Annotated in this window: 20 protein-coding genes; 9 read left to right on the top strand and 11 right to left on the bottom strand. The window is 67.2% G+C overall.

From position 1 onward, the window contains the following. Positions 1 to 73: 73 nt before the first annotated feature. The 9 genes from CUREI_RS10015 to CUREI_RS09975 form a co-directional block, all read right to left on the bottom strand. Complete coding sequence (locus CUREI_RS10015) at positions 74 to 2,026, bottom strand: ABC transporter ATP-binding protein (protein WP_038613177.1); 1,953 nt, start codon at positions 2,024 to 2,026, stop codon at positions 74 to 76. After that, entirely contained in the window at positions 2,023 to 3,741 is a 1,719-nt protein-coding gene (locus CUREI_RS10010; protein WP_038613175.1) for an ABC transporter ATP-binding protein, read from the bottom strand. The genes CUREI_RS10015 and CUREI_RS10010 overlap by 4 nt, the downstream gene beginning before the upstream one ends. 104 nt (positions 3,742 to 3,845) lie before the next feature. Further along, positions 3,846 to 5,084 (bottom strand): DUF418 domain-containing protein, encoded by a 1,239-nt coding sequence (locus CUREI_RS10005; protein WP_069202900.1) that lies wholly within the window; start codon positions 5,082 to 5,084, stop codon positions 3,846 to 3,848. After that, positions 5,081 to 5,776, bottom strand: a complete 696-nt coding sequence (locus CUREI_RS12475; RefSeq protein ID WP_038613173.1) for a hypothetical protein — start codon at positions 5,774 to 5,776, stop codon at positions 5,081 to 5,083. The genes CUREI_RS10005 and CUREI_RS12475 overlap by 4 nt, the downstream gene beginning before the upstream one ends. A gap of 17 nt (positions 5,777 to 5,793) precedes the next feature. Further along, complete coding sequence (locus tag CUREI_RS09995; RefSeq protein ID WP_038613171.1) at positions 5,794 to 6,645, bottom strand: ATP-binding cassette domain-containing protein; 852 nt, start codon at positions 6,643 to 6,645, stop codon at positions 5,794 to 5,796. A gap of 82 nt (positions 6,646 to 6,727) precedes the next feature. Then, positions 6,728 to 7,390, bottom strand: coding sequence for a response regulator (locus CUREI_RS09990; RefSeq protein ID WP_038613169.1), 663 nt, complete (start codon positions 7,388 to 7,390; stop codon positions 6,728 to 6,730). Beyond that, positions 7,387 to 8,523, bottom strand: a complete 1,137-nt coding sequence (locus CUREI_RS11705; RefSeq protein ID WP_051952337.1) for a histidine kinase — start codon at positions 8,521 to 8,523, stop codon at positions 7,387 to 7,389. Before CUREI_RS11705 ends, CUREI_RS09990 begins: the two co-directional genes overlap by 4 nt. After that, entirely contained in the window at positions 8,520 to 9,686 is a 1,167-nt protein-coding gene (locus CUREI_RS09980) for an alpha/beta hydrolase (RefSeq protein WP_038613168.1), read from the bottom strand. Before CUREI_RS09980 ends, CUREI_RS11705 begins: the two co-directional genes overlap by 4 nt. A gap of 19 nt (positions 9,687 to 9,705) precedes the next feature. Next, a complete protein-coding gene (locus CUREI_RS09975) occupies positions 9,706 to 11,070 on the bottom strand; it encodes an FAD-dependent oxidoreductase (protein ID WP_038613166.1) in 1,365 nt (454 codons plus the stop codon). 258 nt (positions 11,071 to 11,328) lie between these two features. Here CUREI_RS09975 and CUREI_RS09970 point away from each other — a divergent pair, with 258 nt between their 5' ends. From CUREI_RS09970 to CUREI_RS09935, 9 genes are read left to right on the top strand one after another with little or no spacing between them, the layout of a single operon-like run. Next, on the top strand, positions 11,329 to 12,993 hold the full coding sequence (locus tag CUREI_RS09970; RefSeq protein WP_038613164.1) for a nitrite/sulfite reductase: 1,665 nt from the start codon (positions 11,329 to 11,331) through the stop codon (positions 12,991 to 12,993). Further along, positions 12,990 to 13,262, top strand: a complete 273-nt coding sequence (locus tag CUREI_RS12050; RefSeq protein ID WP_084768318.1) for a hypothetical protein — start codon at positions 12,990 to 12,992, stop codon at positions 13,260 to 13,262. Before CUREI_RS09970 ends, CUREI_RS12050 begins: the two co-directional genes overlap by 4 nt. After that, entirely contained in the window at positions 13,246 to 14,025 is a 780-nt protein-coding gene (locus CUREI_RS09965; RefSeq protein WP_038613162.1) for a phosphoadenylyl-sulfate reductase, read from the top strand. The genes CUREI_RS12050 and CUREI_RS09965 overlap by 17 nt, the downstream gene beginning before the upstream one ends. A 15-nt stretch (positions 14,026 to 14,040) precedes the next feature. Next, positions 14,041 to 14,958: a sulfate adenylyltransferase subunit CysD gene (gene cysD, locus CUREI_RS09960; RefSeq protein ID WP_038613160.1), complete on the top strand. Its 918-nt coding sequence runs from the start codon at positions 14,041 to 14,043 to the stop codon at positions 14,956 to 14,958. Beyond that, on the top strand, positions 14,958 to 16,271 hold the full coding sequence (locus CUREI_RS09955) for a sulfate adenylyltransferase subunit 1 (RefSeq protein WP_038613158.1): 1,314 nt from the start codon (positions 14,958 to 14,960) through the stop codon (positions 16,269 to 16,271). Before cysD ends, CUREI_RS09955 begins: the two co-directional genes overlap by 1 nt. Positions 16,272 to 16,284: 13 nt before the next feature. Continuing rightward, on the top strand, positions 16,285 to 16,926 hold the full coding sequence (locus CUREI_RS09950) for a sirohydrochlorin chelatase (protein WP_038613156.1): 642 nt from the start codon (positions 16,285 to 16,287) through the stop codon (positions 16,924 to 16,926). A 1-nt stretch (position 16,927) separates the two neighbouring features. After that, positions 16,928 to 17,860 carry a sulfite exporter TauE/SafE family protein gene (locus CUREI_RS09945; protein ID WP_038613147.1) on the top strand — a complete coding sequence of 311 codons (933 nt, stop codon included), beginning with the start codon at positions 16,928 to 16,930 and terminating at the stop codon, positions 17,858 to 17,860. 6 nt (positions 17,861 to 17,866) lie between these two features. Further along, complete coding sequence (locus CUREI_RS09940) at positions 17,867 to 18,445, top strand: nucleosidase (RefSeq protein ID WP_038613145.1); 579 nt, start codon at positions 17,867 to 17,869, stop codon at positions 18,443 to 18,445. Continuing rightward, positions 18,429 to 19,025 carry an HhH-GDP family DNA glycosylase gene (locus CUREI_RS09935; RefSeq protein WP_051952336.1) on the top strand — a complete coding sequence of 199 codons (597 nt, stop codon included), beginning with the start codon at positions 18,429 to 18,431 and terminating at the stop codon, positions 19,023 to 19,025. Before CUREI_RS09940 ends, CUREI_RS09935 begins: the two co-directional genes overlap by 17 nt. A 250-nt stretch (positions 19,026 to 19,275) precedes the next feature. Here the strand turns inward: CUREI_RS09935 and CUREI_RS09930 are convergent, their stop codons facing one another. Beyond that, entirely contained in the window at positions 19,276 to 19,800 is a 525-nt protein-coding gene (locus tag CUREI_RS09930; protein WP_038613143.1) for a type 1 glutamine amidotransferase domain-containing protein, read from the bottom strand. A 44-nt stretch (positions 19,801 to 19,844) separates the two neighbouring features. Then, entirely contained in the window at positions 19,845 to 21,197 is a 1,353-nt protein-coding gene (locus CUREI_RS09925; RefSeq protein ID WP_084768527.1) for an AI-2E family transporter, read from the bottom strand. Positions 21,198 to 21,331 lie beyond the last annotated feature (134 nt).

The following is a 21,331-nucleotide window of genomic DNA, read 5'->3' as shown; positions in this document are numbered from 1 at the left end:
ACCTATGGACACCGAGTTAATGGATCGGTGTCCACAAAGTAAACATTTGGGAAACGTGTGAAAAAACTGTCAGTTACCCGCCGAACTGGGACTGGTGCAGGCGCCAATACGCCCCCTGCTTAGCGACGAGCTCCGCATGCGAACCCTGCTCCACAATCCGACCGTCCTCCATCACCACAATGACGTCCGCGTCGCGGATGGTGGAAAGCCGGTGGGCGATGACAAAGGAGGTGCGGTTGGAACGCAGCGCGTTCATAGCCTGCTGCACCATGACCTCGGTGCGGGTGTCCACCGACGACGTCGCCTCGTCCAAGATCAGCAACGCCGGCTGGGACAGGAATGCGCGCGCGATCGTAATCAGCTGGCGTTCGCCGGCGGAGACCGACCCGCCGTCTTGGTCGACCTCCGTGTCGTAGCCGTCTGGAAGCGAGCGCACGAAGCGGTCCACGTAGGTGGCCTTCGCCGCTTCGATGACTTCCTCGTCGGTGGCGTCCAGGCGGCCGTAGCGGATGTTGTCCATGATCGTGCCCTTGAACAGCACCGCGTCTTGCAACACCATGCCAATCTGGCCGCGTAACGCTTCGCGCGAGAGGTCCCGGATGTCCGTGCCGTCCAGAGTGATCGAGCCGGAATCGACGTCGTAAAAGCGCATGAGCAGGTTGACCAGTGTGGTCTTGCCCGCGCCGGTGGGGCCGACAATGGCTGCGGTCTGGCCCGGCTCGACGCGCAGGTTGAGGTCCTGGATCAGTGGGGGAGCGTCGCTGCGCTCCGTCCCGTAATCGAAGGAGACGTCCTTGAACTCGACGCGACCGTCCACGCGGCCGTCGAGACGCGTTTGGGCCGTATCGGCGTGTTCCTCTTCCGCGTCGAGAAGCTCGAAGACGCGCTCGGCGGAGGCGACGCCGGACTGGAGCATCTGCATCATGCCGGCGATTTCGCCCAGCGGCTGGTTGAACTGGCGCGAGTACTGGATAAACGCGGTGGCGTCGCCGAGCGTGAGCTTGCCCGAGGCCACTTTCACCCCGCCGAGCACCGCGATGGCCACGTAGGACAGGTAGGAGATGAACTGCATGATCGGGTGCATGGAGTTGGCCAGGAACTGCGCTTTCTGGGCAGCCCCGGCGAGCTCCTCGTTGCGCTCGTCGAACTGCTCGCGCAGTTGGTCCGTGCGCCCGAAGATAACGGCGACGTCGTGGCCGGAGAAGGACTCCTCCACGTGCCCGTTGACATCGCCTGTGGCCTTCCACTGGGTGGTGAACTGCTTCTGGGAGCGCGTGCCCACCAGCCCAATGACCAACCCGGTCAGCGGGATGGCCAGCAGCGCAACCAGGGCGAGCTGCCAGGAGATGGCGAACATCATGATGATGATGCCGATCACCGTGAGCACGGCGTTGAACAGCGACGACAAGGACTGCTGCAGCGCCTGCTGCACGTTGTCGACGTCGTTGGTGGTGCGGCTCATCACGTCGCCGCGCTGGCGGGTGTCGAAGTAGCTCAACGGCAGGCGGTTGATCTTCGCCTCCACGCGCTCGCGCAGGTTGAACACGGCGTTCATGACCAGCCGGTTCAATATCGTGCCCTGGGCCCACATCAGCAGCGACGCCGCCACGTAGAGCACCAGCACCAACACAATCAGCTCGCGCAGGCGGTCGAAGTCGATGCCGCTTCCCGGGTTGAGGTCCATCGCGCCGGCCATGTCCGCAAACCGGTCCTGGCCCGCCGCGCGCAGCCCCTCGATTGCCTGCTCTTTCGTGGTGCCCGGGGGCATCTGCTTGGACACCACACCGGAGAAGATCACGTCCATGGCCCGGCCCATCACGCGCGGGGCGTAGACGGCCAAAAACACCGACACCGCGTTCATGAGGAACACAGTGGTCAGCGCCACCTTGTACGGGGCAAGAAGCCCTAGCAGCCGCTTCGCCGAGGGCCAAAACTGCTTCGCCCTACGCGGCGCGGACGAGGAGTAGTCGTCTCCCGCCATCTTCTCCTCGTACTCGGCGAGCTGCTCGTCTGTCATCTCGCTCATGCGTCCACCTCCGCCTGGCTGCGCTCGATTGCTCGGTACGTCTCGCTCGTCTGCAACAGTTCCGCGTGGGTGCCGCGGGCGACGATGCGCCCGGCCTCCATCACCAAAATCTGGTCCGCGTTCCGGATCGAGGACACCTTCTGCGCCACCACAATCACGGTGCGGTCCCGCACCGTGTCGCGCATCGCCGCGTTGAGGTTTGCCTCCGTGGTCGCGTCGAGCGCGCTGAACGAGTCGTCGAAGACGTACACCTTCGGGTCCGCCACCAGCATGCGCGCGATGCAAAGTCGCTGGCGCTGGCCGCCGGAGACGTTGGTGCCACCCTGCGCGATTGGCATCTCCAGGTCCTCGACAAAGTCGGCCTGTGCGGTGCGCAGCGCCGCCCAGAGCTCTTCGTCCGTGGCATCCGGCTTGCCCATGCGCAGGTTCGACGCCACCGTGCCGGAGAACAGCCACGGCCTCTGCGGCACCATCGCGACGGCCTTGACCAGGTCCTCGCGCCGGATGTGGGCGACCTGATGGTCGTCGATACGCACGCTGCCCGCCGTCGGGGAGTAGAGCCTGGGCAACAGCCCCACAAGCGTGGTCTTGCCGCTGCCGGTGGAGCCGATGATCGCTGTCGTCGTGCCCGGGCGCGCCTCAAACGTGATGTCTTCCAGCACCGGCTGCTCGGCGCCGGGGTAGGTGTAGGAGACGCCGTCGAAACGCACAACGCCCCTGCCTATGCCCTTGCCTATCGACGCCCCTTCGGTCCCCTCTGCCACCGGCTCCTCCGCGAGCACCTCCTCGATGCGGTCCGCGCAGACGAGCGCTCGCGGCAGCATCATGAGCATGAACACGCCCATCATCACCGCCATGAGAATCTGCATGAGGTACTGCATGAACGCGGTGAGCGAGCCGACCTCCACCAGACCGTCGTCCACGCGGTGGCCGCCGAACCACAGCACGGCCGCAGTGGCGAGGTTGAGGATGAGCATGATGACCGGGAACATGGTCACGAACACGCGGCCGATGTTCAGGCTGAGTCTGGTGATCTGCTGGTTCGCGTCCGTGAACCGCTCGGCCTCGTAGTCCTCGCGGGCGAACGCGCGGACCACGCGGATGCCGGCGATCTGCTCGCGCAGCAGGCCGTTGATTGCGTCCAGCCGCTTCTGCATCTGCTTGAACAGCGGCATCAGGATTGCAGCAATGATGCCCACCACGGCGGCGAGCACGACCACGGCCGTGACCACAAGCCAGGACATCCCCGCATCCTGGCGCAAGGCCATGATGATGCCGCCGATTGCCATGATGGGGGCCGCAACCATGAAGTTCATGAACAGCAGGAACGTCATCTGCACCTGCTGGACGTCGTTCGTGCCGCGGGTGACCAGGGTGGCGGTGCCGAAGCGGGCCATGTCCTCGCTGGTGAAACCGGATACCCGGTCATAGACGGCGGCCCTGATGTCCCGGCCTGTCTTCATGGCCACCTGGGAGGCGAACCACACCGCCCCGATGGCCGCCACGATCTGGACCAGCGCTACCAGCAGCATCGTGCGGCCCACGCGCCAGATGTACGGCACGTCCGCCTGGGCGACGCCGTTGTTGATGATGTCCGCGTTCAAGTCCGGCAAATACAGCGTGGCCAGGGTAGTGACCAGCTGTAACGCGATGACCAATGCGAATTGGCCGGCGTAGGGTCTGCCGAAGCGCGCGGTAAGACGGATGAGATACACGTATGCCCCTTCTTCTCGTTGCCCGGCGCAATCCTAGACTTCTGTCGCATCGCACACGGCTCGAGCGTGGGCACGGTGCCGTCCGGGCGCGTCTGCCCGGGCGCCTAACCGTTGTAGTGCTCAGGGAGGCCGTTTTTGCCGTACGACAGGCGACGGTGCAGCCATTCGAACGGCCCCGGCTTGCCAGCCCTCTCAAGTGCCCACGCACCAGCTACCGTGGCCAGCCAGATAAGCACCGCCCAGCCAAGCTTTCCGGAGATTGCTGCGTCGCGGGTCGCCCACCAGAACGCGGGCTGGGTTGTCAGGATGAAGAGGATCGTTTGCGCAAGGTAGCCGCTCATGGAACGTTTCCCCAGCGCCACTAGCGGCTGGGCTAGGTGCGGGAGGGAGCCGGAGGCGTTGATACGCGATTGCAACGGCCGGCACGCGAGGGAGATGGCAGCGAGGATGCCGGGGCCGGTGAGCATGCCGACGAGCTCGTTGGTGGCATTGAGCCCTGTAGCCCACCTGGGTTCGAGCGCGCCGATTTCCGCGCAGCCCCACGGGATGCCGACGGCCGCCATGACTACGGCCGCAAGAATCGCCCACCCGCGGAGCATCCGGGAGTTGCCGTTTACGTTGCTGAAGACGCCGCGTCGGCCCCAGACAAACCCGACCACGACAAGCGGGAAGAAGGCGAGCATCTCGATTACGCCCATTGCCGGGTACACCCAGAAGTTGGCCAGGCCGGCGGCTATGCGCTCGCCGAGGTCAACGATGCGCGCGGGGCTGCCGTCTACCGGTTCCGCTGCCGACGAAAACGCGGCGAATACACCAGGGGCACGAAGTACCGCGTTCAGGGCGAATGCTGCACCTGCGAGCGCGTAGAGTGCTCCGTCGCTCCACCCGATGAACAGGCCCAGGATAAGCGCCGCGATGCCGTACGCGGTCATGATGTCGTTGGTGAAAAACAGTGTCTTGTGCACTAGGCCGAACAGGAACAGGAACCCATAGCGGCGCGCGAGCACCATGCGCCGGGCGCGCAGCGGGTAGCCGCGCCGCTCGAGGCTGACAAAGATCATGCCGACGCCAACACCGAGCAGGGTGGCAAACATGGGCAAACCGCGCACGTGCACGAAGAGCGTCTCGAAGAAGACGAGCAGCTTCTCCAACACGGTGCCGTCACCGTTGTAGCCGCCGAGGCCCGCCGCGTGGTCGGCGCCCTCGGCAGGGTCCCAGTCAGTGACCATGTTGGCCATCGCGATGCCGACGAGAGCGAACCCGCGGGCGAGGTCGGGGGCCACGAACCGCTGGCGGGCCGCAGTGCGCTCACCGGTGTGTGTTGTGGTCCCTGTCGCGGTCACTTCACTGCCCTCCGCTGCACGGCAGCGTACGCGGCGGCGGCAAGGACCGCGACCCAGACCGCAAGAGTGACCACGCCGGCCGTGCCGTTCCCGGCCGCGCCGCCCGGCAGGAGCTTCTCCAGGGCCGCGGCCCACGGCTGGTTGATCGCGCCGAGGGCAGTCTCCACAATGAGCGACTCTACGACCCAGACGAAGAAGGACGCGGTGCCCGAACCGAGCAGTACGGCTGTCAGGGCCGCGAGGAGCGGGTACGCGATCCACAGCTCGGCCTGGCCGCGCACCATATCTGCGCTGTCGGCGCCTTCCAGAGCGACGCTGTCGACAAACACGTGCGCGCCGCCGAGCCCGATCGCCGAGGCGGCAAACGCCGTCAGTATGCAGGCGAGAGCTGCGATTCCGACGCGACATGCGAGCTCCCAACCGCGGTGGTTCGACGCGAGGTAGGCGTAGCCGATCGTGCCGCGCGAGTGCGCGCTGCCGGCGGGGAAAGCGCCCGCGGCGAACGCCACAGGGAGCATCAAAGCGGCCGGGATGAGCAGCATTGCAGGGTCTGCGGTGCTTGTACCGTTGGGGCCGAGGAGCATCGCGACGGCCATGGGCCCGAGAATGAGGGCGGCCGCGACAAACGCGAGCAAGATGCGCGTCGCGGGGCGGGAAAAGATCTCCCGCAGCGTTGCTTTCAGTGTGTGCATGGAAAACCTCCTACGTCCTATTTCGTCGACTCCAGGAACGCTTCTTCGAGGCTTCGGCGGGATTCCTGGAGGGAGTACACCGTCACCCCGGCGCGCTGGGCGGCCTCGCCGACGTCTCGGGCGGTGGCGTCGTCGACGACAACGGAGTCGCCGATGACCTGGCCGCCGACGGCCTCAGCCAGCCGCGCCGGGTCGCTGCAGGTCGCCTCAACCCGGTTGGAGCCCAGGAAGTCCTCGAGCGGGCCCTCACCGGCGAGGCGGCCGCGGTTGATCACCACAAGGCGGTCCGCAGTGAGCTGCATCTCGCTCATCAGGTGCGAAGAGACGACTACCGCACGACCCTCGGCGGCCATCTCGCGGATGCGCCCCCGCATCCAGGCCACGCCCTGCGGGTCGAGGCCGTTGACCGGCTCGTCCAGGATGACGTTGGATGGGTCCGCGATCAGTGCGCTGGCCACGCCGAGGCGCTGTCGCATGCCGAGGGAGTAGTTTTTCACTTCCCGTTTTGCCGCCTCCGCGAGCCCGAACGCCTCGAGCGCTTCGTCGGCGCGGGATTCCGGCACGCCGGCGTAGTCGGCGACCATCTTCAGGTGGCCGCGCCCAGTCATGTGTGGGGCGATCCATTCCGGGTTGAGCAGCGCCCCGACGACGCGTGCGGGTTGGTCGAGGGATCGGAAAGCGGAGCCGTCGATAAGCGCCTCGCCCTCGTTTGGGGTTTCTAGCCCGACGATCATGCGCATGGTCGTGGACTTGCCGGAGCCGTTCGGGCCCAAGAAACCGGTGACGGCGCCGTCCGGCGCCGTGAACGACAGCGCGTTTACGGCGGTGGAGCTTGAATATCGTTTGGTCAGGTTGTGAACTTCGATCATGGTTCCCACAATCGCGCGTGGCGCGGGTGAAATCGTCCGCCCGCGGGTGTAAATCGGCGTGTACACCCTGGGGTGTACACGGCTAGTGGCCCAGCAACTCGCCGGTGCCCACCAGGCCCGCGCGGAACGCGAAGAGGACGGCGTGGACGCGGTCGCGGGAGTCAGTCTTGAACAGAATGCGGTGCACGTGCGTCTTCACCGTCGCGGGGGAGAGTGTCTCGGCCTCGGCGATCTCCTCGTTTGAGTAGCCGAGCGCCACCAAGCGAAGGACCTCCACCTCGCGCGGGGTAAGGCGCTCGAGCATCGCCTCGTTGCGTGCCGCCTCCTGATGCTCCGGGGCCTGCGCCGCGCCGATGACGTGGCGGGTCACCTTCGGCGCGAGCACCGCGTCGCCGCCGTCGACGGCGCGGATCGCGCTGAGCAGCTCGTCGGGGTCGGCGTCCTTGAGCAGGAAGCCGGAGGCGCCGGCATCGAGCGCGTCGAGCACCAGCTCCTGGTCGTCGAAAGTGGTGAGCATGATGACCCGGGTGTCGGGGTGCTCCGCAAGCAGCGCACGGGTGGCTTCGATGCCACCGACGCTGGGCATACGGATGTCCATGAGCACCACGTCCGCGGCCTCTCGGCCCGGCACCTCATCGCCGTCGCCGGCCTGCCACGCCACCTCCATGTCGCCCTGCGAGCCAACCAGCATGGAAAACCCAGCGCGCACGAGCGGTTGGTCGTCCACAAGCGCAACCGTGATCATCGAGGTACCTCCGCCGTCAGCACAAACTTGCCACCGTCGCGCTCGAAGCGTACCCGCCCGCTGACCGCGGCCACCCGCTCCTCGATGCCCACCAGCCCGAAGCCCCCCGTCGAGCTTTTGCTTTTTGATGCCGCGTTTTCCGCCTCCACCACAATCGAGTGGGCACCCACCACAAACCGGATCACGCCGGCGGGGGAGGACGCGTGCCGCAGCATGTTGGTCACTGCCTCCTGGCAAACGCGATAGAGCGTGAACTGCGTGAGCGCGGGCAGGTCGGCGGGCAGGTCGTCGAGGCCCTCGACGGTCAGGTCGGTCCCGCGGCGGCGGGCGTCGTCGAAAAGCGCCTCGAAGTCGTGCCGGCTCGGCGCGGTGCCGGCGGGGCGCTCGGTCTCGTCGCTGCGCAGCACGCTGAGCAGCCCGCGTATCTGGCCGAGCGCCGTGCGCGACTCCCGGCTGATGGTCTCCAGCGCCTCCTCCGCTACCTCCGGGTTGGACTTGGCGGCGTAGCGGGCGCCGTCGGCAAGCGCGGTGATGCCCGCGAGCGTGTGCGCGACGATGTCGTGCATCTCCCGGGCGATCTGCGTGCGCTCGCGCACGTGCGCGAACTCCACCTGCTGCTCTAGCTCCGAGATGCGCTCGCGGCGCTGGCGCGCCTGGGTGCCCAGCAGGTAGAAGAAGCCCAGCGCCAGCCAGCACAGCACGGTCGCGCCGACCCCGGCCTCCACCGCCTCGGTGGTGGTCATGCCGCTGGGCCACTCGGCGTCGAAGAACAGGTGGTGGGCGTAGAGGCCGGCGGTGGAGACCCCCAGCACCCACGCCACGAGCCAGGGCCGCTGCCTGCGCGGGGCGGACAGGCCCAGCAGGTAGGAGGCGAACGCCAGCGGCGGGGCCCAGTAGAGGAAGACGCTGAGGCTCTGCAGCGCCAGGGCAAGGGTGGCGCACGCGGCGATGCCGGGGACCCACAGCGCGGCGCAGGAGGCGGTCGCGCCCGCCAGGATGGCGGCCCCGGCCAGCTTTGCCGCCGCGCCGACCGGCGACTGCACTGTCACCCAGTCGACGATGAAGAGCGCGCCGAGCAGGATCGAGGCCACCGCCGCGCCGGTGCGGGCGCGCCCGGTCAGCTGGCCGCTCACGCGTCCGCCCCGTGCTCCGCGAAGAACGTCGTCATGGAGTCGAGCAGGTGCTGGTTCCACACTCCGTGGGCGCTCAGCGCGGAGGCGTGGTCGGCGTGCGGGCGTACCTGCTCGGTGAGCTCGACGCCGCTCGCCGCCGCGGCGGCGTGGAAACCCTCGTAGCTGCCGGGCGGGACGAGGCGGTCGTCCGCGCTGCGCACGATCATCGTCGGCTGCGAGCGGTCCGTGACGTGGTTCGCCGAGGTCACCGCGTCGGCGCGCGCCGGGTATTCGCCCGGGGTGCCGCCCAGGTACTTTTCCACCGTCTCGCGCGCGCCGCGGCCGGCGTACGGGTCGTCGCCGCCCCACACGGCCCGGGCGTCGAGAGCGGGGGAGTCGGCATAGACGGCGCGGGGGACGGCGGCGCGGCCGCCGCAGTCGGAGGTAAGCGTGCCGGCGGCGGCATCGTAGGAGGCGTCGAGAAGCAACTGCCCTCCGGCGGACTCGCCGTAGGTGAAGAACCTCGCCGGGTCCCCACCGTAGTCGGCGGCGTGCGCGCCCACCCACGTAAATGCGCAGCCAACCTCGCCGGCGGCGACGTCCCAGGTGGGCTGCTCACGGCTAGACAACGTGTAATCCATCGACACCACAACGTAGCCGCGGTCAGCCATCTGCCGCATGTTGTAGGCCTGGGAACGCTTATTGAGCTGGTCCCAGCCGCCGCCGTGCGTGTAGAGGAGGACGGGGCGCGGGCCGCCCTCCCGCGGGAGGTAGACGTCCATGTCCAGCTCGTCGGTCCCGAAGAGGTCGAACGGGACGGTCGCGTCGGGCCCCTGGGCGGTCTTGTCCAACCCCGCCCAGCTCAGCGCGGCCCACGCGTCGGCATCGGTGCCAAGCGCGCGGGCGGCGTGCAGCTGGCCGCCGAAAAGCGCCGCGGCGGCCGCGGTGGCCACCACCCCGAGGGCCGCCGGCAGAAGGTTCGCCCGCGAGGCGCGGGCGAGTGCGGCAGACGCCGCCGCCACGCCCAGCGAAATGAGCAGGAGCGGGCCCGCGTACTGCGGGCTGACCAGCGATGCCGCGCCCCAGTACGCGACGTGCGGGGTGAACGGCGCGAGCGCCAGCCAGGCAGCCAGCGCCGCGATCATCGCGAGCGGGGCGGCGAGGATGCGTGCGGGCCACTGCATGCTGTTGTTGCACTTGCTACTACTGCGCGCGGGAGTGGCCCAGCATCTCGTCCCACTCCACGATCTTCTTGCGCTCGCGCGGGAAGTTCGGGTCGGCGGCGCCGAGGGCGCGCTCGGCCTCGTCCAGCTTGTACCAGCCTTCCCAGGTGGCGTAGTCCACACCGCGCTCGCGGAGCAGATCGAAGATATCGTCCGCGCCGGTGTGCGACGGGGCAGCGAGGCGGCCTGCCGCGGCGTCGGCCACGAGCATGTCGGTGGTTTCCTTGGCGTCGGACTTGGTGTTGCCGATCAGGCCGATCGGGCCACGCTTGATCCAGCCGGTGACGTAGAGCTTGTCCTCGACACCCGCGCCCTCGTCGGCGGAGACCAGGACGTGGCCGCCGTCGTTGGGGATCACGTGGCGCTGCAGGTCGAAGGGCACGCCCTCCACGGGCTCGGAGCGGTAGCCCACAGCGTGGTAGACCTGCTGGACCGGCCAGTCGGTGAATTTGCCGGTGCCGCGGATGCCGCCGTTGCCGTCCAGCTCCTGCCGCTCGGTGCGGATGCCCACGATGGCGTCGCCCTCGGTGAGCACCTCCACCGGCTCCTCAAAGAAGTGGATGTAGATCTTGTGCGGCGAGTCGTCCGGTTCGCGCATGGCGTACTGCTCCAGCACCTGGCAGTTCAGGTCGACGGACTTGTCGGAGCGGCGCACCTGCTCGGACAGCTCGTCGTAGTCGATGTCTTCCGGGTCCACCAGCACCTGGATGGTGTCGGAGCCGTCGAGCTCGCGCAGCTCCTTGGGCGTGAACTTCGCCTGGGCGGGACCGCGGCGGCCGAACATGTGCACCGTCTCGGCCCTGTTGTTCTTCAGGGACTCGTAGACGTTGTCCGGAATCTCGGTGACGGCCAGCTCGTCGCCGGTCTTGGCCAGGATGCGGGAGACGTCGAGGGCCACGTTGCCCACGCCCACCACGGCAACTTCCTTGGCCTCAAGGTTCCAGTCGCGCTCGAAGCGGGGGTTGCCGTCGTAGAAGCCGACGAACTCGCCCGCGCCGATGGACTTGTCGCCGCCCGGGATGAGTAGCTCGCGGTCGCGCACGGCGCCGGTGGAGAGCACCACCGCGTCGTAGTAATCCCGCAGGTCGTCGATGGTGACGTCGCGCCCGACGGTGACGTTGGCGATCAGGCGCAGCTTGTCCTTGTCCAGCACATTGTGCAGGGACTTCACAATGCCCTTGATGCGTGGGTGGTCGGGGGCCACGCCGTACCGGATAAGGCCGAAGGGGGCTGGCATTTGCTCGAACAGGTCCACGTGGATGTCGTGTTCCTCGTTGCGAATCAGCAGGTCGGAGGCGTAAATGCCGGCCGGGCCGGCGCCAACTACGGCGACGCGCAAGCTCATAAGACAAAAGTCCTTTCGCGGATGGGTGCGTTGTTGCAGGACACTATAGCGCACAGACAGAGCTGTCTTAAACTTCGGCCGATTTTCATTCGTTTGACCGCAAAACGGCCCGCTGGCATCGCTGCAACATTACATTCAACGCTTCTACCGGCACTTTTGCCGGGCCGGTTGTATTAGACAAAGTAGTCCGGCACACTTAGCTGCCAACACCTCCGGAACTCCCGGGTATGAACCAATCTGTCTATGTGAGGAGACGCAATGGGCGCACCCACGAAAGCTCGACCCCGCGCCAAGAAGCCGGAGGGGCAGTGGCTTGTCGACGGCAAAGCTCCGCTCAACCACGACGAGGAGATCAAGCAGGAGTCTCCGGTCCTGGACGTGAAGCAGCGCGTGATCGACACCTACTCCAAGGGCGGCTTCGACTCCATCGACCGCGAGGACCTGTACCCGCGCTTTAAGTGGCTCGGCCTGTACACCCAACGCAAGCAGAACTTGGGTGGAGAGTTCACGGGCGAGGACAACAGCGTCCTGGAAGACAAGTATTTCATGATGCGCATCCGCTTCGACGGTGGCATCTGCTCCACCGCGCAGGCCCGCGCGGTGGGTGAGCTTTCCCGCGATTACGCCCGCTCCACGGTGGACCTCACGGACCGTCAGAACATCCAGTTCCACTGGGTGCGCATCGAGGACGTCCCGGCCATCTGGGAGAAGCTCGAGGAACACGGCTTGAACACCTGGGACGCGTGCGGCGACGTCCCGCGCGTGATCCTGGGCTCGCCTGTGGCTGGCATTGCCAAGGACGAGATCATCGACGCCACCCCGGCGATTCGGAAGATCCAGGAGATCGTCACCGCGGAGGAGTTCCAGAACCTGCCGCGCAAGTTCAAGACCGCTATCTCCGGCAACGCTCGCCAGGACGTGGTGCACGAGATCAACGACCTCGCGTTCATCGGCGTCGAGCACCCCGAGCTGGGACCGGGCTTCGAGTGCTACGTCGGCGGCGGCCTGTCCACGAACCCGATGCTGGCGCAATCCCTCGGCGCGTTCGTCACCCTCGAGCAGGTGCCGGATGTGTGGGCGGGCGTGGTGCGCATCTTCCGCGACTACGGCTACCGCCGCCTGCGCAACCGCGCGCGCCTGAAGTTCTTGGTGGCCGAATGGGGCATTGAGAAGTTCCGCCAGGTCCTCGAGGACGACTACCTGGGCTACAAGCTTCCGGACGGCCCGAAGGCGCCCAACAACCTCATCGACCGCGACCACATCGGCGTGCACGAGCAGAAGGACGGCAAGTGCTACATCGGCGTGAAGCCGACGCTGGGGCACATGTCCGGCGAACAGCTCATCGCCGTGGCGGATCTGGCCGAGCGCTACGGCGTCACAGACCTGCGCTTCACCCCGTTCAAGGAGCTGCTGCTGCTCGGTGTCGCACCGGAGGACGTCGAGAAGCTGCAGGGCGATCTGAAGGAAATGGGCCTGTACTCCAACCCCTCCGAGTTCCGCCGGGGCCTGCTGTCATGCACCGGGCTGGAGTACTGCAAGCTCGCGCACGTGACCACGAAGTCCCGCGCGATCGAGCTGGCGGATGAGCTGGAGGAGCGCTTCGGCGACCTGGACTCCCCGATCACCATCTCGCTCAACGGCTGTCCGAACGCGTGCGCCCGCCACCAGGTCTCCGACATCGGTTTCAAGGGCCAGATGGTGGTGAATGGTGAAGGCGAGAAGGTCGAGGGCTTCCAGGTGCACCTGGGCGGCACGATCGGCGAGGGCGCGAACTTCGGCCGCAAGCTGCGCGGCCACAAGGTGCTGTCCACGGAGCTGACGGATTACGTCACGCGCGTGGTGCAGCACTACGTCGACCACCGCGAGGAGGGCGAGACCTTCCGTCAGTGGGTTGTGCGCGCGGACGAGGCCGACTTGCGATGAGCTTTCGTCGCACGCCTAATCCGAACCGCAATTTCCCCTCGTTTTGCCCCTATTGTGGCGGCGAGGAGCTCTGGCCCAACGAGGAGACGGACTTTGCCTGGAAGTGTGGCGAATGCCTGCGTGTCTTTGAGGTGAAGTACCACGGCCAGGACGACCCGGACACCCCCCACGCGCCGGCGCCCTCGACGGAAGAGGCGCTGCAGGCCTCGCTGGCCCGGCACGGACACACTGCAGTAATGAAGGACCCAAACAATGATCAACCTGCTTAACCAGCCGGGCGCGAACTACCGCGACCCGGAGATCAGCCCCGAAGGGCCGAAGGAGACCGCCCCGCTGCCGCGGGATGTCGCTGAGCGCAATGCCCAGCTCGTGGAGGAGTGGGCGCCCAAGCTTTACGACGCCTCGGCCACCGACATCTTGGAGTGGGCCCACGAGTACGCCCCCGGCAAGCTGGTGGTGACGCTGTCCATGGAAAACACCGTGCTGGCGGAGCTGGCCCAGCGCCACCTGCCGGACGCGGACTTTCTGTTCCTGGACACCGAGTACCACTTCCCGGAGACCCTCGAGGTCGCTGACAAGGTGGAGGCGCGGTACCCGGACCACGAGCTCGTGCGCGTGAAGGCCCAGCTTTCGCGCCCGGAGCAGGACAAGGTGTACGGCCCTAACCTGTACCTGCGCGCCCCGGGCGCATGCTGCCGCATGCGCAAGGTCGAGCCGCTGGCGGTGCACATGAGCCCGTACGCCGGTTGGGTCACCGGCCTGCGCCGCGCCGACGGCCCCACCCGCGCCGAGGCGCCGGCGCTGAGCCTGGACGGCACCGGCCGGTTGAAGATCTCCCCGCTGGTGACGTGGTCGCTGGAGGACACGGAGGCCTTCGAGGAAGACAACGACCTGATCATTCACCCGCTGACCCGCCAGGGCTACCCCTCCATCGGCTGCGCCACGTGCACGCTTCCCGTGGCGGAGGGGGAGGACCCGCGCGCCGGGCGCTGGGCGTTCGCATCCAAGACCGAGTGCGGCCTGCACGAATAAAGGAGCTGTTGAACCATGACTGAGGCAACCAAGACACCTGCGCTGTCGCCGCACCTGAAAGAACTGGAAAACGAGTCCATCCACATCATCCGCGAGGTGGCCGGGCAGTTCGACAAAATCGGCCTACTGTTTTCCGGCGGCAAGGACTCCTGCGTGGTCCTGCATCTTTGCATGCTCGCCTTCGCGCCAGCGAAGGCGCCGATCGAACTGCTGCACGTTGACACCGGGCACAACTTCCCCGAGGTGATCCAGTTCCGCGACGAGGTCGTGGAGAAGCACGGCCTACGTCTGCGCGTTGCCCACGTGCAGGACTGGATCGACCGCGGCGACCTGCAGGAGCGCCCCGACGGCACACGCAACCCGCTGCAGACCGTCCCGCTGGTGGAGACGATCGCCGAGGTCGGCTACAACGCGGTGCTCGGCGGTGCGCGACGCGACGAGGAGCGCGCCCGCGCGAAGGAGCGCGTGTTCTCCGTGCGCGACTCCTTCGGCGGCTGGGACCCGCGCCGCCAACGCCCCGAGCTGTGGGACCTGTACAACGGCGCGACCCTGCCGGGTGAAAACGTGCGCGTGTTCCCCATCTCCAACTGGACGGAAGCGGACGTGTGGGAGTACATCGGCGCGCGCGGCATCGCGCTGCCGTCCATCTACTTCGCGCACGACCGTGAGGTCTTCGGCCGAGACGGCATGTGGCTCACTCCCGGCGAGTGGGGCGGCCCGCGCGAGGGCGAGGAGCTTGAGACCCGCCGCGTGCGCTACCGCACCGTGGGCGACATGTCCTGCACCGGCGCGGTGGACTCGGACGCGACCACGATCGACGAGGTGCTCGTCGAGATCGCCAACTCCACCCTCACCGAGCGCGGCGCCACCCGCGCAGATGACCGCTTGAGCGAATCCGCCATGGAAGACCGCAAGAAGGAAGGCTACTTCTGATGACCACATCCGATTTTTCTGCCGGCGCGTCAGCGACGGCGGCGTCAGCGACGGAGGCGTTAGCGGAGCGACAGACGCTGCGCCTGTGCACCGCGGGCTCCGTCGACGACGGCAAGTCCACGTTCGTCGGCCGCCTGCTGCACGACACCAAGTCCGTGCTGGCGGACCAGCTCGCCTCCGTGGAGCGCACCTCCGCCGACCGCGGCTTCGAGGGCCTGGACCTCTCATTGCTTGTCGACGGCCTCCGCGCCGAACGCGAGCAGGGCATCACCATCGACGTGGCCTACCGCTATTTCGCCACCGACAAGCGCACATTCATCCTCGCCGACACCCCGGGGCACGTGCAGTACACCCGCAACACCGTCACCGGCATGTCCACCTCCCAGGTCGTCGTGCTCCTGGTGGACGCCCGCAACGGCGTGGTGGAGCAGACTATCCGCCACCTCACCGTGGCGAAGCTGCTGGGCGTGCGCACCGTGATCCTGGCGGTGAACAAGATCGACCTCGTGGGCTACTCCGAGGACACCTTCAACGAGATCAAGGCGGCCTTCGACGCCAAGGCCGCCGAGCTGGGCATCGAAGACCCGCACGTGGTGCCGATCTCCGCGCTGAAGGGCGACAACGTTGCCGAGCGTAGCGACGAAACCCCGTGGTACGAGGGCCCGACCGTGCTCGAGCTGCTGGAGACCATCCCGGTCACCCACGGCCGCGCCGACGACCTGGACTTCCGCTTCAACATCCAGTACGTCCTGCGCGAGCACGCATCGGACTACCGCGCCTACGCGGGCCGCGTAGGCGCTGGTGCCGTCTCGGTGGGCGACGAGATCCTCGCGCCGCACGGGCGCACGACCACCGTCGCCGGCATCGACACCTCCGACGGCCCGGTGGAGACCGCACACGCAGGGGACTCCATCGCGCTGCGCTTGGCGGACGAGATCGACCTCACCCGCGGCGACCTTCTGGCCTCGCAGACCCGGCCTGCGGACACGCGGGAGTTCCAGGCCACCGTGGTGGGCCTGACGGAGAAGGAGCTGCGCGCAGGCCAGGCCGTGAAGCTGCGCATCGGCACCGCGTTCGTGCGCGCCCGCGTGGCCAGCGTGGACCGCGTGCTGGACCTCGACGGCGCCGCGGGCGACAACACCGCCCCCGAAGCGGTGGCGCTCAACGACATCGCGCACGTGACCATCCAGACCGCCGACGAGCTGCCCGTGGAGCCCTACGCCGCACGCGGTGCGGTGGGCAACTTCCTGCTGGTGGACCAGTCGTCCGGCAACACGCTGGCCGCAGGCCTGGTCGGTACACGGCTGCGCTAGCGGGCAGACGACGATGACCGCGCTGATCACCCTCTCCCACGGCTCGCGCCACCCGCGCGCCAAGGAGGGCATCCGCGCGCTCACCGAAGCGGCCGCCGCGGAGCTTGGCGTGGAATGGGCCGACGCCCACCTGGAGTTCGACACACCCGGCCTCGCTGAGGCCGCGGCGGCCCTCGACAGCCCCCGCGCCGTGGTCGTGCCGCTGCTGTTCACCCGCGCATTCCACGCCAAGGTAGACGTGCCGCGCCATTTCGACGAGGCCCGCGCCCACAGCGACCTCGTCCTCGCCGAGCCCCTGGGCACCGGCGCCGACATCGCCGATGTCCTCCATCACCGTCTGCGTGTCGACGCCCCTTCGGCCCCCCACGCCACCCTGTTCCCCGTCGGCACATCGGACGCCGAGCAGGCCGCAAACTACCGCCGCTTGGCGGACGACCTCGCGCGCCGCGCCGGGATCGACGTGGCGGTGGTGCCGGCGACCGGGGGAGACCGGAGGTTCGTCGAGAAGCAGACGCACGTGCTCCCGCTGTTTGTCACGCACGGGACGCTGCTCAACCGGATCCCCGCGCACCTCACAGCATCCGGCCCCCTTACAACCGATCTTGCGGGCGTTGTCGCCGAGCGATACCGCGCCGCCGTAGAGAAAGACGCCTGACATGTACAAACTCGAAACACTGCTGCTCATCGCGGTGGCGGGCCTCGCCGCCCAACTGGTGGACGGCGGCTTGGGCATGGGCTTTGGCGTCACCTCCACGACCATCCTCATCGCGCTTGCCAGCCTGTCCCCGGCCGCGGCGTCCGCGGTTGTCCACACGGCCGAATTGGGCACGACCCTTGCCTCGGGCGTGGCACACACGCGCTTCGGCAACGTGGACTGGCGCACGGCGTTTGCCATCGGCGTCCCCGGCGCTATCGGCGCGTTCCTTGGCTCTACGCTGCTGGTGCGCTTGTCCACCGAGGCGGCGCGGCCCGTGATGTCGCTCATCCTCGCCGTGATCGGTTTGAACCTGATGTTGCGGTTCGCCCGCGGGCTGACCCAGCGCAAGCTGTCGGCCAAGCCGCATTCCCGCGGCTTCCTGGCCGGGCTGGGGCTGTTCGGCGGGTTCGTCGACGCCACGGGCGGCGGCGGCTGGGGGCCGGTGACCACCTCCACGCTGATGTCCGCAGGGCGCGCGGAACCGCGCCGCATCGTGGGCACCGTGAACACCGCGGAGTTCCTGGTCACCCTGGCGGCGACCCTCGGGTTCGCAATCGGCATGTGGCAAGACCTGGTGGCCAACCTCGCGGCCGTGCTGGCGCTGCTGGCCGGCGGCGTGATCGCGGCACCGATCGCCGCGTGGGTGGTCACCCGCATGAACCCGATCGCGCTCGGCGGCGTGGTGGGCACACTGATTCTCTTCCTCAACCTGCCGGTGGTGCTGAAGTTCTTGGGCGTCACCGAGGGGCTCATGTTCGTGCGGATCGCCGTGCTGGTTCTCGGTGCGGCGCTGTCTGTGCGCGGCGTGCTCAAAGCGCGTGAGAACTCCCGTAGCGCCGGGGAGCGCGAGGGCGCGACGGTGGTGGACCCGGAGCCGGCGCGCCTACGATAGGCAGCTATGTCTGGAAAACAGTCTGATCTGCTCATTGTCGCAGCGATGAAAGAGGAAGCCGCGGACATCATGTCCGGCGGCGACCACGAGGTACTCGTCACCGGCATCGGCACCCTGCCGGCCGCGATTGCGCTGACCCGCCGCCTCTCCGAGGGCCCGCTGCCGTCGCGCGTGATCAACGTCGGCACCGCAGGCGCCCTGGTGGACCTTGCCCCCGGCGTCTACGAGGTCTCCGACGCCGTCAAGCACGATTTCAAGGTCGGCGGCACATCCGAGATCACCGACTTTGTCTACCCGCGCTGGTTCACCTTCGAGCCGCTGACCGACCTGCCCAAGGCCAAGCTCGCCACCGGCGACGCGTTTGTCAACCGCTCCGACCTGCGCGATGAGCTCGCCCGCGAATGCCAGCTCGTGGACATGGAGGGCTACGCACTCGCCGCGGTGTGCTCCACGTTCGGCGTGCCGCTGACGCTGCTCAAGCAGGTGTCCGACTCCGCCGACGAATCCGCCTCCGAGGTCTGGGAGGCCGCCCTGGAGCGCGCCCGCGTCGAGCTCGAGCAGGCGCTGCGTGAGCACCTTCGCTAAGGACGCCGGCATCCAGCTCGCCGACGAGCCCGCGCCTCTATTCCAGCTGCTTGTCCTCTGCATGCTGCAGGCGAAACCCATCCGCGCCACCGTCGCCGTCGACGCCGCGCGGGGCCTCTTCGCGGCTGGCCTGACCACGCCCGAGAAGCTCGCGGCCGCGCCCCGTTCACAGCTCATCCGCATTTTCGGCGCAGCGGGCTACGCGCGCTACGACGAGTCCTCCGCCACCCGCCTGCGCTCCATGTCGCAACTGCTTATCGACGAGCACTCCGCCGACCTCCGCACCCTCCGCAACACCGCCCCAAAGTCATTGCAAGTCTTCGACGGCGTGGGTCCCGCATGCGCCACCATGTTCGTGCGCGAGGCGCAGGGGGTCTGGCCGGAGCTCGCCCCCGTCTTTGACAAAAAGTCCTTACAGGGCGCGGAGAAACTCGGCCTACCCCAAGACCCGGAGGAGCTCGCTGCATTGGTCGCCGGATTTACCGAGCCTCCCGCCGCAGCTGAGCTCCCCGCCGACGCCTTGGTGGACCTGCCCACCTTCGCGGCCTACCTGGTTAAGGTCGCCCTCAGCATCGACTGAGCCGGATCGTCTAGTCGAAGACCACAGCTACTAGACGATCCGAGCGCCCGCATGGGATCTGCTAGTTCGCCCCAGCGACCAGCTAGCAGATCAAACGTCCAGCTTTGCGTTTCCCCAGGTCGTATTGAACATGGTTTGCAGCAAGACGCAGATGTGCTAGTGGCGCTTTCCGGGAACTAGCAGATCCGCACGTGGTAGGCGCAAAAGAAAGCCCGCTGGCACGGGGCCAGCGGGCTAAACAGTTGGCGAACTACTTCGCGAACTCCTCGATGAGCTTGGCGTTGAATGCCGGGATGTCATCCGGGGTGCGGGAAGAGATAAAGCCGGAATCGACCACAACTTCCTCGTCGACCCAGTTAGCGCCAGCGTTGATCAGGTCGGTCTTAACGTTGGCCACGGAGGTGAGCTTCACGTCCTTGATCAGGTCCGCCTCGGTGAGGATCCAGCCACCGTGGCAGATAACGCCGATCGGCTTGCCGGCCTCCTTGAAAGCCTTCACCAGCGCTACGGCGTCGGCGTCGGTGCGGATAGCGTCGGCGTTGACGGTGCCGCCGGGGAGGATCAGGGCGTCAAACTCGTCGGCGGTTGCGTCGGCGGTCTTGGCGTCGACAGCGACCTTGGCGCCCTTCTTGCCCTCAATCTCGCCGGTCTCCGTGGAGATGACCTTGGTGGTCGCGCCAGCCTGCTCCACGGCGTCCTTCGGGGAGGTCAGCTCTACGTCCTCGAAACCATCGGTAGCGATAATTGCAATGTTCTTGCCGTTTAGTTCAGCCACGGGTACGTCCTTTCGTCGATAAGTAAATGCGGCGCCCACCGTACCTATTCTTTGTCTTCGAGGGCGCGAGTGCGGCCTGGGACCTCCGTGTCGGGCTCGGTTGTGATTGCCTCGTCGCTGAGGGGGACGCGGGTGGAGCCGAGGCCCTCTTTCACCGGGACCTTGGTGTTCGGCCTGTTGCGCTTGGTCATGCGCATCATGTGGTCGCGGACGGCGAGGAAGGTCTCCTTGGAATCCATGGTTTGGGTTTGCTGGGTGGCCATGGATATCTCGTCGGCCGTGATTTCGCCGGAGCGCAGCGACACCATCTCCGCCCAGTAGCGCAACCACACGGCGGCGACGGCTGCCACCGGCACGGCCAAGAAGGCGCCGACGATGCCGAACAGTGTGCCGCCGACGGCGACCGCAAGCAGGACCACAGCGGCGTGCAGGCCCATCGCCTGGGACTGCAGGACGGGGGAGAGGACGTTGCCCTCGAGCTGCTGCACGGCGATGATCAGGATGAGGACGAACACGGCGTTCATGAACCCGTTGGACACAAGCGCCACGATGACGGCCAGGGCGCCCGCGGACACCGCACCGACGATCGGGATGAAGCCGGCGAAGAAGGTCACCACCGCCAGCACCGGCCACAGCGGCACACCGAGGAAGAGCAGGCCGAGGCCGATGAACACCGCGTCCACCATGGAAACGATGGCCTGGGTGCGGATGAAGCCGGACAGCGTGTTCCAGGAGCGCATGCACACCTCGGTGAGGTGCCAGCCCGCGCGTACACCGGTGTACTTGCGCAACCACGGCAAGAAGCGGTCGCCGTCTTTGAGGAAGAAGAACAGCAGCACCAAAGTCAGCGCCAGGGTGGTGCCGGCAGAGGTGATGACGCCGATGCCGGAGAAGACACCGGAGGCGATGTTGGAGGCCTGCCCCTTTGCAAACGTTTCAGCTTGGTCGACGGCCTGCTGGATGCGCTCCGGTTCCAGGAACGTGAAGTTCTGCTGCTTCATCCAGTCGATGATCTGGTTGATGCCTTGTTCCGCCTGCCGGCTCAGCTCGGTGCCCTGCGATTTCACCGTCGGCGCCATCGCGGCGATGATGCCGCCGATAATGCCGAAGGTGCCGATGAGGGTGATCAATACGGCAAGCGCGGCCGGCACCTTGTGCTTGCGCATCCAGCGCACCGGCGGCCACAGCACGGTGGCGATGATTAGCGCCAGCAAGATGGGGAGCAGCCCCATCCACACCCATTTGAGCAGGTAGAGCAGGATGGCGGTGGCGGCGACGATGATGATGAAGCGCAGCGCCCACGCGGCGGCGGTACGGCCGTCGGAGGCGATGATGTCGCCGCGGTCAATGGGCTCTTTGGAGAGCTCTTGGGCGGCGTCGGCCGGGGTGGGCAACATCTGCACATCGTCAACCGCGGTGTCCAGCGCGCCCACGTACTCGTTGTTGTTGTGTTCGGTCACCCGGTCATTGTGTCAGATGTCAAGGCTGTTGCCCTATATGAGAGGCCCGGAAAGTGACAAATCTGGATAAC

It is taken from the genome of Corynebacterium ureicelerivorans, assembly GCF_000747315.1.
Lineage (GTDB): Bacteria > Actinomycetota > Actinomycetes > Mycobacteriales > Mycobacteriaceae > Corynebacterium > Corynebacterium mucifaciens.
The sequence above is the reverse complement of the archived record's forward strand: the minus strand, read 5'-3'. Positions and strand labels throughout refer to the sequence as shown.

Coding starts and splice junctions, on each gene's coding strand:
- CUREI_RS10015 (WP_038613177.1), bottom strand. CDS start 2,026: ATGAGCGAGATGACAGACGAGCAGCTCGCCGAGTACGAGGAGAAGATG.
- CUREI_RS12475 (WP_038613173.1), bottom strand. CDS start 5,776: ATGCACACACTGAAAGCAACGCTGCGGGAGATCTTTTCCCGCCCCGCG.
- CUREI_RS09995 (WP_038613171.1), bottom strand. CDS start 6,645: ATGATCGAAGTTCACAACCTGACCAAACGATATTCAAGCTCCACCGCC.
- CUREI_RS09990 (WP_038613169.1), bottom strand. CDS start 7,390: ATGATCACGGTTGCGCTTGTGGACGACCAACCGCTCGTGCGCGCTGGG.
- CUREI_RS09980 (WP_038613168.1), bottom strand. CDS start 9,686: ATGCAGTGGCCCGCACGCATCCTCGCCGCCCCGCTCGCGATGATCGCG.
- CUREI_RS09975 (WP_038613166.1), bottom strand. CDS start 11,070: ATGAGCTTGCGCGTCGCCGTAGTTGGCGCCGGCCCGGCCGGCATTTAC.
- CUREI_RS09970 (WP_038613164.1), top strand. CDS start 11,329: ATGGGCGCACCCACGAAAGCTCGACCCCGCGCCAAGAAGCCGGAGGGG.
- CUREI_RS12050 (WP_084768318.1), top strand. CDS start 12,990: ATGAGCTTTCGTCGCACGCCTAATCCGAACCGCAATTTCCCCTCGTTT.
- CUREI_RS09965 (WP_038613162.1), top strand. CDS start 13,246: ATGATCAACCTGCTTAACCAGCCGGGCGCGAACTACCGCGACCCGGAG.
- cysD (WP_038613160.1), top strand. CDS start 14,041: ATGACTGAGGCAACCAAGACACCTGCGCTGTCGCCGCACCTGAAAGAA.
- CUREI_RS09955 (WP_038613158.1), top strand. CDS start 14,958: ATGACCACATCCGATTTTTCTGCCGGCGCGTCAGCGACGGCGGCGTCA.
- CUREI_RS09950 (WP_038613156.1), top strand. CDS start 16,285: ATGACCGCGCTGATCACCCTCTCCCACGGCTCGCGCCACCCGCGCGCC.
- CUREI_RS09945 (WP_038613147.1), top strand. CDS start 16,928: ATGTACAAACTCGAAACACTGCTGCTCATCGCGGTGGCGGGCCTCGCC.
- CUREI_RS09940 (WP_038613145.1), top strand. CDS start 17,867: ATGTCTGGAAAACAGTCTGATCTGCTCATTGTCGCAGCGATGAAAGAG.
- CUREI_RS09925 (WP_084768527.1), bottom strand. CDS start 21,197: ATGTTGCCCACCCCGGCCGACGCCGCCCAAGAGCTCTCCAAAGAGCCC.